This window comes from Streptomyces sp. CNT372 (genome assembly GCF_000377145.1).
Genome location: NZ_KB897779.1, coordinates 521197 through 532323, shown reverse-complemented (window position 1 = coordinate 532323; position 11127 = coordinate 521197). Strand labels below are relative to the sequence as shown.

At 71.0% G+C, this 11127-nt stretch carries 11 protein-coding genes and 1 rRNA gene; 4 read left to right on the top strand and 8 right to left on the bottom strand.

Translation table 11 applies throughout. The annotated features are described in order from the left end of the window. Positions 1-152: 152 nt before the first annotated feature. Positions 153-269 (top strand): 5S ribosomal RNA (gene rrf / locus C593_RS0110380). A gap of 254 nt (positions 270-523) precedes the next feature. Further along, positions 524-1129, top strand: coding sequence for a GNAT family N-acetyltransferase (locus tag C593_RS0110375; RefSeq protein WP_018847233.1), 606 nt, complete (start codon positions 524-526; stop codon positions 1127-1129). A gap of 34 nt (positions 1130-1163) precedes the next feature. On the opposite strand, the gene C593_RS0110370 is transcribed toward C593_RS0110375, so the two are convergent. The 8 genes from C593_RS0110370 to C593_RS0110335 form a co-directional block, all read right to left on the bottom strand. Next, on the bottom strand, positions 1164-2774 hold the full coding sequence (locus C593_RS0110370; RefSeq protein ID WP_018847232.1) for a hypothetical protein: 1611 nt from the start codon (positions 2772-2774) through the stop codon (positions 1164-1166). Between the two features lies 1 nt (position 2775). Beyond that, positions 2776-4209, bottom strand: a complete 1434-nt coding sequence (locus C593_RS0110365; RefSeq protein ID WP_018847231.1) for an ATP-binding protein — start codon at positions 4207-4209, stop codon at positions 2776-2778. A gap of 12 nt (positions 4210-4221) precedes the next feature. Then, positions 4222-5775 (bottom strand): SCO6880 family protein, encoded by a 1554-nt coding sequence (locus tag C593_RS0110360; protein WP_018847230.1) that lies wholly within the window; start codon positions 5773-5775, stop codon positions 4222-4224. Then, positions 5772-7100 (bottom strand): hypothetical protein, encoded by a 1329-nt coding sequence (locus C593_RS0110355; RefSeq protein ID WP_018847229.1) that lies wholly within the window; start codon positions 7098-7100, stop codon positions 5772-5774. Before C593_RS0110355 ends, C593_RS0110360 begins: the two co-directional genes overlap by 4 nt. Continuing rightward, positions 7090-7926 (bottom strand): DUF8175 domain-containg protein, encoded by an 837-nt coding sequence (locus C593_RS0110350; protein ID WP_018847228.1) that lies wholly within the window; start codon positions 7924-7926, stop codon positions 7090-7092. The genes C593_RS0110355 and C593_RS0110350 overlap by 11 nt, the downstream gene beginning before the upstream one ends. A 129-nt stretch (positions 7927-8055) precedes the next feature. Continuing rightward, positions 8056-8364: a hypothetical protein gene (locus C593_RS0110345; RefSeq protein ID WP_018847227.1), complete on the bottom strand. Its 309-nt coding sequence runs from the start codon at positions 8362-8364 to the stop codon at positions 8056-8058. Positions 8365-8632: 268 nt separating this feature from the next. Beyond that, positions 8633-8989 (bottom strand): DUF397 domain-containing protein, encoded by a 357-nt coding sequence (locus C593_RS0110340; protein ID WP_018847226.1) that lies wholly within the window; start codon positions 8987-8989, stop codon positions 8633-8635. Between the two features lie 11 nt (positions 8990-9000). Then, on the bottom strand, positions 9001-9852 hold the full coding sequence (locus C593_RS0110335; protein WP_078521329.1) for a Scr1 family TA system antitoxin-like transcriptional regulator: 852 nt from the start codon (positions 9850-9852) through the stop codon (positions 9001-9003). A 196-nt stretch (positions 9853-10048) separates the two neighbouring features. Here C593_RS0110335 and C593_RS0110330 point away from each other — a divergent pair, with 196 nt between their 5' ends. Continuing rightward, positions 10049-10468 carry an ATP-binding protein gene (locus C593_RS0110330; RefSeq protein ID WP_018847224.1) on the top strand — a complete coding sequence of 140 codons (420 nt, stop codon included), beginning with the start codon at positions 10049-10051 and terminating at the stop codon, positions 10466-10468. Then, positions 10465-11097 (top strand): Uma2 family endonuclease, encoded by a 633-nt coding sequence (locus C593_RS0110325; protein ID WP_018847223.1) that lies wholly within the window; start codon positions 10465-10467, stop codon positions 11095-11097. Before C593_RS0110330 ends, C593_RS0110325 begins: the two co-directional genes overlap by 4 nt. Positions 11098-11127: the final 30 nt, after the last annotated feature.

Below are 11127 nucleotides of genomic sequence, written 5' to 3'. Positions count from 1 at the left end.
CGGATATGGAAGCACGGTAACGTGTGGAGTTGACCGGTACTAATAGGCCGAGGGCTTGTCCTCAGTTGCTCGCGTCCACTGTGTTAGTTCTGAAACAACGAACACCACCAATACTGTTGGCCGGGTGGTTGGTTCGTACAGTTTCATAGTGTTTCGGTGGTCATAGCGTTAGGGAAACGCCCGGTTACATTCCGAACCCGGAAGCTAAGCCTTTCAGCGCCGATGGTACTGCAGGGGGGACCCTGTGGGAGAGTAGGACACCGCCGAACAATTATTTATAAGGGCCTCGTTCCCTGGAGAAGGAATTCTCCGGGGCGGGGCCCTTTTGCGTTTCCAGGCACCCGACCGGGACACCGTCCGAGGGAGCGGGCGTGGTACGGGGGCACGACGACGCCGTTCCGAAGGAGCGGGCGGGGGGTACGGCGGCCGTCGCCGCCGCGTTTCCGGACAGCCGGTATGACTGCGGGGCCCGTCTGTGGATAACGCGTTGTCGCTCCGCGCGAGGACGGGCGACCATCGGTCCATGGAACTGGAACTGGAGCAGAAGCCGGCACGGGCACACGTGCCGTCATCGGGGCACGTCGTACGCAGGGTGTGCGCCGACGAGTGGGCGGCGGCCCGGGAGCTGCGGCTCGCGGCGCTGCGGGACCCGTTGGCCCCGATCGCCTTCCTGGAGACCTACGAGACCGCGCTGGCCCGCCCGGATGCCGAGTGGCAGGAACGGACGGCGAGGGCGGCCGAGGGGCGGGACATCGTGCAGTTCGTCGCAGAGGCGTCGGACGGCGGCTGGGACGGCACGGTCACTGTGCTGGTGGAGCGGGCGGGGGCCGAAGCACGGATAGGCAAGGCCGCGCCGGTGGATCAGACGCACGTGGTGGGTGTGTTCGTACGGCCGGAGGCGCGGGGCAGCGGGGTGGCCGACGCGCTGTTCCGGGCGGCACTGGACTGGTCATGGGCGCTGGAATCGCCGTGCGCCGAGCGGGTGCGGCTGGTCTTTCACGCGGACAACGTGCGTGCCGAGGGGCTGTACCGGCGGATGGGCTTCCTGCCGAGCGGTGACACGGCCCCGATACCGGGGGACGCGGACGCGCGGGAGTACGTGGTGGTGCGGCCGTCGGCCAAAGTGTAGGCGCTCTTGCCGGTGGTCCCGGACGGACTTGGCGTCAGGGGGAGTTGGTGGGCAGAGGCTCCGGCCAGCGGGCACGCGCCTGTTCCGCCGAGCGCAGCAGAACCAGGGCGGGCATGCCCTCGTCCTGGCCCGGGGCCATCAGGCGGGGGAGCAGAGGGAAGGGGGCGACGGCCGCGATGTCGTCGAGCACCAGGGTCAGTGGTGGGTCGAGCCGACCGTCGGATGACCGTGCGGCCATGCGGCGGCCGTGCTCGACCACGTCTGAGGCGAGTGCCGTCAGCAGCGGCATCGCGCCGGGGCGGGTGCGCGGGTCCTCGATCGGTTCACCCACCACATAAAGGGTGCCCCCTTCGTGCACAAAAGATTCCAAGGCGAGCGCATCTCCTCGGTTCGCTGTGCATGCCTCGCGGATGTGGACGGTCGAGAGCGCTCCGAAGGCGCCCACGACCAACTCTTGCGCGATGTCCCGGCGTTCGGGGTACGCGGTGAGCGCGGACTCCAGCAGACCGGCGAGCCCCGCGGCCGCCCTGGGGTGAGTACGCAGGATCCGGACGGGTTCTTGGGCAGCCGAGCCCTGGGCCCAGCGGGGGACCTGGCGGAACGGGCGGCCGTCGACGGCCGCCGCGTGCAGCCAGCAGCGCAGGAGGGTCTCCGCGGTGTCGGCCATCGCCGCGTCGACCAGGGCGCGGGGGCGGACGGGTGCCAGGAGTGCGCGGGCGCGCGCCGCAGCGGTGTCGGCGGACTCGCAGCCGGCGGTGGGCGACCAGTGCAGCCGGGCCGGGGTGTCGCACAGGTGGCCGGGGTCGTAGACGAGGACGGGGCCGAGCTTGGCGCGGGCGTCCTTGGTGTCGGCCCAGACGGCGGGGTCGGAGGTCACGACGAGGGCGGGGCCCTCCGCGTCCAGGAGGGCTTGGACGGCGGCGGGCCGGCGGAGGGTCGGGCCGCCGTACAGGAGGTGGGAGGTCCGCCCACGGGGCCCGGGGACGACGGGGGAGGGCACGGCCGGGGCGGAGACCGCCGAGGAGATGGGGGCCGGTACCACCGGTGTGGTGTCGGGAACCGGCCCGGGAGAGGGGGAGGTTGCTGCCTGCGGGTCTGCGGGGGACTCGTGGAAGGGCGGGGCGAAGGCTGTACGCGGAGGGGCGGAGGCCGCCCGGCCGGGCTTCTCCAGGATCGGGCCGGGGTGCACCTGAGCGTCGCCGTCCACGCGGTCGGCACCCCCGGCGGTGGCCCGCCGCTGGGCCCGGGCAGCTGCGGCGTCGGCCCGGACCGCCCGCCAGCGGGCGACCGTGCCGAGGACGAACACGGTCAGGACGACGAGAATCATCACCTGTCCGATGACCAGCCCCCAGAACAGTCCGTACCCGGAAAGTGCCTTGGGTGGGGCGTCCGGCCAGGCCGCCGCGAGGTCGTCGGGGGCGCCGAGCAGGGAACGCACGGCCTGGGGGGAGCCCGTGTAGGAGACGCCGTCAGGCCAGGAGCCATGGGAGAGGAGAGCCGCGAGACCCGTACCCGTCCACACGACGACGGTCAGGCCGAGCACCAGGGCCAGCAGCGCCACGAGCAGACCGTCGGGAACCCCGCCGGACGGCCGCGCCCCGCCGCGTCCCCCGCCCGCGCCCCGGCTGCCGTGTCCCCCGTGCATGTCACGCCACCGTCGACCGGGACGAGGAGGGAGACGACTCGTCGTCGTAGCCCTGCTGGTGCTGCTCGATCAGCGCCGCCCGCTGTTCCGCCTCCCACTCGGCGGCCTGGACGTGCTCCGGGACGGCGGGGTGGGAGGACTCCGTCATCGCCCGGTCGGTGAAGACGAGGGGTCGTTCGGCCTCGGTGATCAGGTGTTTGACGACCTGGACGTTGCCGTTGACGTCCCACACGGCGATGCCCGGGGTGAGGGTCGGGATGATCTCCACGGCCCAGCGGGGCAGGCCGAGGACGCGGCCGGTGGCGCGTGCCTCGTCGGCCTTCTGGGCGTAGACGGTCCGTGTGGAGGCCATCTTCAGGATGGCCGCCGCCTCACGGGCGGCGGCGCCGTCCACCACGTCGGAGAGGTGGTGGACGACGGCGACGAAGGACAGCCCGAGCCGCCGGCCGAACTTGAGCAGACGCTGGAACAGCTGAGCCACGAAAGGACTGTTGATGATGTGCCACGCCTCCTCCACCAGGAAGATGCGCTTCTTGCGGTCGGGCCGGATCCAGGTGTGCTCCAGCCACACACCCACGATTGCCATCAGGATGGGCATGGCGATGGAGTTGCGGTCGATATGGGAAAGGTCGAAGACGATCAGCGGCGCGTCGAGGTCGATGCCGACGGTGGTGGGCCCGTCGAACATGCCGCGGAGGTCGCCGTCGACGAGGCGGTCCAGGACGAGGGCGACGTCCAGACCCCAGGCGCGGACATCGTCTATGTCGACGTTCATCGCCTGGGCGGACTCGGCCTCCGGATGGCGCAGTTGCTCCACGATGTCGGTGAGGACGGGCTGCCGGTCGGTGACGGTCTCGTTGACGTAGGCGTGGGCAACCTTGAGCGCGAAGCCGCTGCGCTCGTCGAGGCCGTGCCCCATGGCGACCTCGATGATGGTGCGCAGCAGGGCGAGCTGGCCGGTGGTGGTGATGGCCGGGTCCAGGGGGTTGAGCCGGATGCCGCCGTCGAGGGCGGTCATCGGGTCCAGCCGGATGGGAGTTATCCCCAGCTCCTGCGCGATGAGGTTCCATTCGCCGACGCCGTCCTCGCCCTGGGCGTCGAGGACGACGACCTGACGGTCGCGGAAGCGCAACTGCCGCAGGACGTAGGTCTTCTCCAGCGCGGACTTGCCGTTGCCGGACTCGCCGAGGACGAGCCAGTGGGGGGCGGGCAGTTGCTGGCCGTAGAGCTGGAAGGGGTCGTAGATGTAGCCCTTGCCGCTGTAGACCTCGCGGCCGATGATCACGCCGGAGTCGCCGAGTCCGGGGGCGGCGGTGGGCAGGTAGACGGCCTGGGCCTGCCCGGTGGAGGTGCGCACGGGCAGGCGCGTCGTCTCCACCTTGCCGAACACGAAGGAGGTGAACGCATCGGTGACGGCGGACAGCGGATCACGCATCAGATCGGGCCCCTATCGGCGGATGCCGGTCGCGAACGGCAGGGTGTTCACAAAGGCCCGGTGGTGTTCGCGGTCGCACCACTCCAGCTTCAGATACGACTTGCCGGCTGAGGCCCTGATCGTGCGCTTGTCCCGGGCCAGGGCCTCGGGCGAACGCGACGACACAGTGATGTACCCGACGAGGTTGACCCCCGCCGCACCGCTGGCGAGATCTTCACCCCGCTGGTCGAGCCGTCCGTGGGCGGCGATGTCGCGCGGGTCGACGGTCCGGTTCATCTTGGCGGCGCGGCTGGCGTCCGCGGCGTCGTTGGTCTTCTCGGTGAGCATGCGCTCGATGGCGACCTCAGTGGGCTCCAGGTCCATGGTGACCGCGACCGTCCGGATGACGTCGGGGGTGTGGACGAGCAGCGGCGCGAGGAAGTTCACGCCGACGGGCGTCATCGGCCACTCCTTCACCCAGGCCGTGGAGTGGCACCAGGGGGCGCGGGTGGAGGACTCGCGGGTCTTGGCCTGGAGGTAGGTCGGTTCGACGGCGTCCAGTTCGGCGGGCCAGGCGTTGCGCTTGGTCATCGCCTGGATGTGGTCGATGGGGTGGTCCGGGTCGTACATGGAGTGCACGAGGGAGGCGAGGCGGGACTGGCCCAGCGGCTGGCGGACCCGGATGTCGGCCTCGGCGAGACGGGCGCAGATGTCGGTCAGTTCGCGGGCCATGACGACGGCGAGGCCGGCGTCCTTGTCGAGGCGGCGGGCGCCGGAGGCGGCCTTGGCGGCGCGGGCCATGGCGTGGGCCTCGGCGGCCAGTTCGCGGGAGTAGTGCATGCAGGCGACGAGGTAGGCGCGGTGCTGCTCGCTGGAGGTGGAGACCATCGACTGGAGCTGGTCGTAGGAGTCCTGGAGCCAGCCGGGGGCGGCGCGGTCGCCGCGTTGGGCGACGTCCTTGGCGTGCGCGTCGGGGTCGGCGGGCAGGGTGCGGGCGAGCATCTGGAGGCGGGTGACGAAGCCGTCGCCGTTCGCCACGTGCTTGAGGAGGGTGCCGAAGCGGTCGACGAGGGCTTCCTGGTCCTCGCTGTCGCGCAGGCCGACGCCGGGGCCCTCGATCTCGATGGCGGCGGTGACGGTGCGCCGGTCGGCGTGGAGCAGTACGGCGATCTCGTCGGGGCCGAAGGGGGCGGCGAGCCAGTTGATGCGGCCGATGCCGGGCGGCGGGCCGACCTCGATCTCGCGCCCGTCGAGACGGGTGCCGGCCTCGACGGCGCCGGAGCGGTAGGTGGTGCCCTGGCGCAGGGTGCGCTTGTAGCTGCGGTTGATCTCGAACCAGCGGTAGAACGTGCGGTGCTTGTACGGCAGGTACACGGCGGCCAGCGCGAGCATCGGGAAGCCGGCCAGCAGGACGATGCGCAGGGAGAGGACGGGGACGAGCAGCCCGCTCATCATGCCGAGGAACGCCCCGGCGATGATCAGCGCGATCTCGCCGGTCTCGCGGTTCTTGCCGACGATCGCGTTCGGCCGGGCGCGGCCGATGAGGTACGTGCGGCGGGGCGCGATCGGCTGGGACTGGGTCGTCAACGCCGTCCACCTCCTGAGGTGTTGCGGTTGCTGTGCGGGGTGCTGCCCGTCGGGGCGGCGCTACGGGGCGCGGGGGCGGCGGAGGCCGCGGGTGCGGCCGGGGCGGCGCCACGCCCGCCGTGGGCGGCGACGCCGCCGCTGACGGGGTTGGCGGGCCGGGGCGCGGAGCTGCCGCCGCCGTCGCCGCCGCCCTGGGGCCCGCGGCTGCTGTGCGTCTTGATGCCCTGTGAGACGAGGGCGGCCGGGGAGCTGATGACAGCGGCGGCTTTGCCCTCGGCGGAATTCTGGATGCGGTTGTTGCGGGAGCTCGCGATCTCGTCGCCGAAGCCGGGCACGAAGCGGTAGATCATCGCGGAGGCGAAGATGGCCAGCAGGATGATCGACAGTCCGGAGACCACGGCGGAGAACGAGTCGGGGCCCTCGCCGGCGGAGAGCGCGCCCGCGAGGCCGAGGACGATCACGATGATGGGCTTCACCAGGATGATCGCGATCATGATGCCGGCCCAGCGGCGGACGTGGCCCCACATGTTCTTGTCGACCAGACCGGCGTAGACGACGACGCCGAGGAGCGCGCCGACGTAGAGGAGCACGGCCCGGATGAACAGCTCCAGGTAGAGGATGCCGGCGGCGACGACGGTGACCAGCGCGACGATGATCAGCATGATCGGTCCGCCGCTGATGCTGTCGCCCTTCTGGAGGGCTTCCTTGAAGCTCCCGAAGAACATGTCCGTCTGCTCCTGGGTCCCGGACGCGACGACCTCGGTGATCGCGTCGGTGGCGGAGACGACGGTGTAGAGGATCAGCGGGGTGAAGGCGGAGGCGAGGACGGTGAGCCAGAGGAACCCCACGGCCTCGGAGATCGCGGTGGTGAGCGGTACGCCCCGGATGGCGCGCTTGGCCACGGCGAGCAGCCACAGGACGAGGGTGAGGACGGTGGCGGCGGCGAAGACGATGGCGTAGCGGGCGAGGAAGGCCGGGTTGGTGAAGTCGACCTCGGCGGTCTCCTTCACGGCCCCGGACAGGAAGTCGAGCACGGCCACGGCGGCGTCGGCGCAGCCGCGCGCGAGCGAGGAGAGGGGGTCGAGCGCGTCGGCGGGGTTGGTGACGCTGCCCGGGGCGCGGGTGCCGGAGGGGGCTTCGCCGTTCTCGCAGTAGTCGCGGGCGGGGCCGCGGATGAGGTCGCAGGGGTTGTTGCTCGGGCTGGGGGAGGGGCTGGCCGGGCTCGGTGAGGGGTCGGCCACGGCGCGGGTGGCGCAGACGACGAGAGCGGCCTGCAGAGCCGCTCCGGCTGCTACGACGGTGGTGAGGTGGCGGCTACCGCGCATAGGTGAACCCTCCGAACTGCTTCACTGCGTCGGCCATCTCCTCAGCACCGGATGCGGACTGGTCGCGCCCGACCGGCACCGGTCCGTCCTTCTGCGTGAAGTCGGTGACCTTCCAGTCACCGTCGACCCACCGCAGCGAGAACGTGTTGGTGTACCAGCTCTCGGTAACGGGGTTCTGCGACCCTTCGCCCGCGAGGCCGAACAGGGCCGAGTACCAGACCGAGATGCTCGCGGTGCCTTGCGAGAAGCTCTCGACCTTGGCCCCGGCGGGGTTGAAGCGGCTGATGAAGGTCATGCCCGCGGGCGCGGTGCCGTCCGGCTTCAGTCCCATTCCGGTCAGAAAGGCCTCGTCGGAGTAGACCTTGTCGAGGTCGCCCCTCCGCTGCGCGGCGACATCGGGTGCGTACACGATGTTGACGATGGCATCTCTGCGAGCCTTGTCGTACATGTCGACGGACCCCAGCGCCACCGCGTAGTTCGCCGCCGCGCTCTGGGCGCCCTGTTCGTCCTGGGGGTAGCCCGTCGGGATGCCGGAGGTGGAGCCCTTGACCGGGCGGACGCCCGAGGGCGCGGTCGGGGCCGCGTCCGGGGACTTGGCGGAGGCGCCGTCGGTGTCGTCCCCGCCGCCCTGGTTGGCGAAGGCGATCGCCGCGATCAGGAGCACGATCACGCCGACCACGCCGATGAGGGAGCGCGAGGTCCGCACGGGGCGGCGGGCGCCGCCATAGACGTCGGTGTCGGCCGCGCCGGGGAGCCGGGTGCGGGTCTGGCCCGAGCCGCCGTAGGCGTCGCCCCTGCGGGTGTCGTGCTCGTCGCCGAGGCTCATTTCGCGCGGGCTCCCTCAACCGGTCGTGGACGTGCTGTGTGCCGCGCGGGCGCGGCGTGGTGACGTGACATCAGGGAACGCAACTTCTGACGATGGGCCCGGGCGAGCCCGGCGTGGACTGACGTGCGGTCAGACGGCCATTCCGTAGACGATGGTGAACAAGGTGCCGAGTGATCCGATGATGAAGACGCCGGTCAGACCGGCGACGATCAGGCCCTTGCCCTGTTCCGCGCTGAAGGTGTCACGGAGCGCCGTCGCCCCGATGCGCTGCTTGGCCGCCCCCCAGATCGCGATGCCGAGGCAGATGAGGATGGCGACGGCCATCACGACCTCGATCATCACCCGAGCCTCGTTGCCCAGGCCTCCGAACGGGCCCCAGTTCGGCGCGATACCGCCGATGATGGTGTTGATGTCGCCCTTCTCGGCTGCCAGGATCATGTAACTCACCGCCCCTGTCGGGTTCTTCGCCGCCCACGCCCCACGGCACGGGTCACTCTCTATCTTCGCTGATGAACGCGCGCACGTAAGCCGTCTTCGAGGGTCTCTTTACCCGATCTCCGCACGTATGACCGAGCCGACCGCCCTGACCTGGGCGGGGTGGTGCGATCCGGTCTGCGTGCGAGCACCGTCACTCTATGTATCACGCTGCGTGACTCCGGGCAATGACTGTCGTTGTGCCACCTTTGGGGTGGTTTGCGGGTCTCGCTCAGGCGGGGTGGCCGACCGGATCGGCGAAGTGGTCGAACTCGCCCGCGCGGACTCCGAGGGTGAAGGCGTGCCACTTGTCGGCGGAGGTGGTGACGGCGTGTCCGGGGCTGTCGGGGTGGTGGATGCGGACGGTGCCGTACGCATCCTCGGACACGCGTATGTGTGAGGGGTGGTCGCCGGCCCGGAGGGCGCGGAGGAGGTCCCCGAAGGCGGCGGGGCTGGTGCGGAGTATGACCCCGTCGGGGTCGCCGCTCTCGGTGAGCAGCACGCCGGAGCTGTGTGCGGATACGTGAAGGCAGGACTCGCCCTCGCCGCAGAACGACGACTTGTGCCAGGTGCCCGGGGGTATCGGCATGTGCTGTGGCCTCACAGGTCCTTGAGGATGGATTCGATGAGGGTGCGGGAGGAGTTCTCGTCGAGCGCGAGTGTCTCCAGCCTGGAGAGGAGCTGCCGGTACTTGCTCAGCTGCGCCTGCGCGTTCAGGAAGACCGGTCCGTGGGCCTGGTCCAGTTGTACGGTGTCCAGTTCGGGGACGGGGCCGTCGATGTAGTAGACGGGCTGGCCCGCGCCGGGGAAGGCTCCCGCTGCGAAGGGGATGACGCGGACGGTGATGTGGCTCCTGCTTCCGGATTCCAGCAGGTGTCGCAGCTGTCGCTCCGCCCCGGCCCGCCCGCCGAACCGCATGCGGAGAGCCGCTTCGTGGATGAGGGCCTGGTAGGGCGCGGGGTCGGCCCGGTCCAGTACTGCCTGGCGCTTCATCCGGAACGAGACGCGATGCTCGGCCTCCGACCGGGGCAGCGGCGGCACGACCTGGTTCATGATCTCCCGCGCGTGTTCCGGTGTCTGCAGCAGGCCGGGGATGCCGGACGTGTGTGCCGTGCGTAGCCGGTGTCCGTGGTGTTCGACTTCGGCCAGGTCGAGCAGGCCGGGGGAGAGGATCTCGCGGTAGCTCTCCCACCAGCCATGCTTCCGCTCGCCCGTCATGTTTGCCAGTGCTTCGACGAGGGGGATGTCGGAGCAGTCGTAGTGGCAGCTCAGGGTTCTGACCCGTTCTGCGCTCACTCCGTAGCGTCCCGCCTCGATGTTGCTGATCCGGGCCTGGTTGCCCCCGATCAGCCGGGCTGCCTGAGTTGCCGTCAGCCCTGCCTTCTCGCGCAACTTGCGCAGTTCGGCGCCGAGTCGTCTGCGGCGGGCTGAAGGAGGCAGGTTCTGTGTCATCAGCTCTCCCAACGCGTCACCCACACGTGGGTAAATGGCATGCATTCCGCAGATTTCATGGAATGCATTCCCTCATTCGTTCTACGGTGCGTCTCAGGCCACCCGCCCGGAAGCACCCCGCTCGACGGAGCGACCTGGTCACCGGGCACCGAATCTGCCGCACCAGCCCAACACGCGCTTCGCCGAGGAGACTTCCATGCTCACCACCGTATCCCCGCCCTGGACCTACGCCCTTCGTCTTCCGCAGGATCCCCGTGCGCCCGGTATCGCGCGGCGTTCGGTGCGGGCGGTGCTGGGGGCCCATCGGCTCTGCGGGCTCGTGGACACCGCCGAACTGCTCGTCTCCGAACTGGTCACCAACGCCTACCGCCATACCGAGGGGCCGTACGGGATGCGGCTGCACACGCTGGGACGGGGGCGGCTGCGGGTCGGGGTATGGGACGGCTGCCCGGACGTCCCGGCCCCGTTCGAGGGGCTGCCGCGCAGGCCGGGCCCGGATGCCGAGAGCGGGCGCGGGCTCGCGCTGGTCGCGGTGTGCGCCGATGCGTGGGGAGCGACCCGGCTGCCGCACGGCGGGAAGCTGCTGTGGGTGGAACTGGGCGGGGCCCGCCCGTGACCGGCCGGCGAGGCCGACGGCTGTTCCCGGGCACACCGCGCGAACTGGCCCGGGTCGTCTCCCGGGTGTCGGGTCTGCGGGTCGAGGTGCTCGGCGGGAGCATGGTGCTCACCCGTACCGACTGCCCGACACGCGCCGAGACGGTGCGCCTGCTGGTGGACGAACTCGCGTACGGGTCCCCGGCCGCGGCGCCGGTCGTGGAGCGGGCCGCCCCCCTCGCGATGCCGTTCGACGCGGACGACTTCGCCGTTCCCGACCTGGTGCTGCGGACGCCCGTCGGCCGGTCACCGGAGCCCGGCCGGTCCCCCGAGCCCCGCCGGTCGCCCGGGCCCGGCCGGATGCTGGACACCCATGAGGTCGCGCTCGCCGTGGAGGTCGTGCCCCGGCAGGAGAAGGCACCCGAGCCGGCCCAGCGCCCGGCGTGGTACGCCGTCGCCTGCGTGCCCGTCCTGCTCGTCGTGGACCCCCGGTGCGGCACCTGGGCGGTCCACTCCCGCCCCGAGCACGGGCGGTACCGGGTCCGGCGGCAGGGCGCGTACGGTGAGGACGTCGTGCTGCCCGAGCCGCTCCGGGGCCCGGTCGGGACGGCACGGCTGCCCCTCCACGGCGCCGGGGGCCCGGGAATGTGAGCCGTGCGCCGTCCGGTCGGCGCACCGCGA

Excerpts from the sequence above, each read along its gene's own strand:
- C593_RS0110375 (WP_018847233.1), top strand. The coding sequence starts at position 524 with ATGGAACTGGAACTGGAGCAGAAGCCGGCACGGGCACACGTGCCGTCA.
- C593_RS0110370 (WP_018847232.1), bottom strand. The coding sequence starts at position 2,774 with ATGCACGGGGGACACGGCAGCCGGGGCGCGGGCGGGGGACGCGGCGGG.
- C593_RS0110365 (WP_018847231.1), bottom strand. The coding sequence starts at position 4,209 with ATGCGTGATCCGCTGTCCGCCGTCACCGATGCGTTCACCTCCTTCGTG.
- C593_RS0110355 (WP_018847229.1), bottom strand. The coding sequence starts at position 7,100 with ATGCGCGGTAGCCGCCACCTCACCACCGTCGTAGCAGCCGGAGCGGCT.
- C593_RS0110350 (WP_018847228.1), bottom strand. The coding sequence starts at position 7,926 with ATGAGCCTCGGCGACGAGCACGACACCCGCAGGGGCGACGCCTACGGC.
- C593_RS0110345 (WP_018847227.1), bottom strand. The coding sequence starts at position 8,364 with ATGATCCTGGCAGCCGAGAAGGGCGACATCAACACCATCATCGGCGGT.
- C593_RS0110340 (WP_018847226.1), bottom strand. The coding sequence starts at position 8,989 with ATGCCGATACCCCCGGGCACCTGGCACAAGTCGTCGTTCTGCGGCGAG.
- C593_RS0110335 (WP_078521329.1), bottom strand. The coding sequence starts at position 9,852 with ATGACACAGAACCTGCCTCCTTCAGCCCGCCGCAGACGACTCGGCGCC.
- C593_RS0110330 (WP_018847224.1), top strand. The coding sequence starts at position 10,049 with ATGCTCACCACCGTATCCCCGCCCTGGACCTACGCCCTTCGTCTTCCG.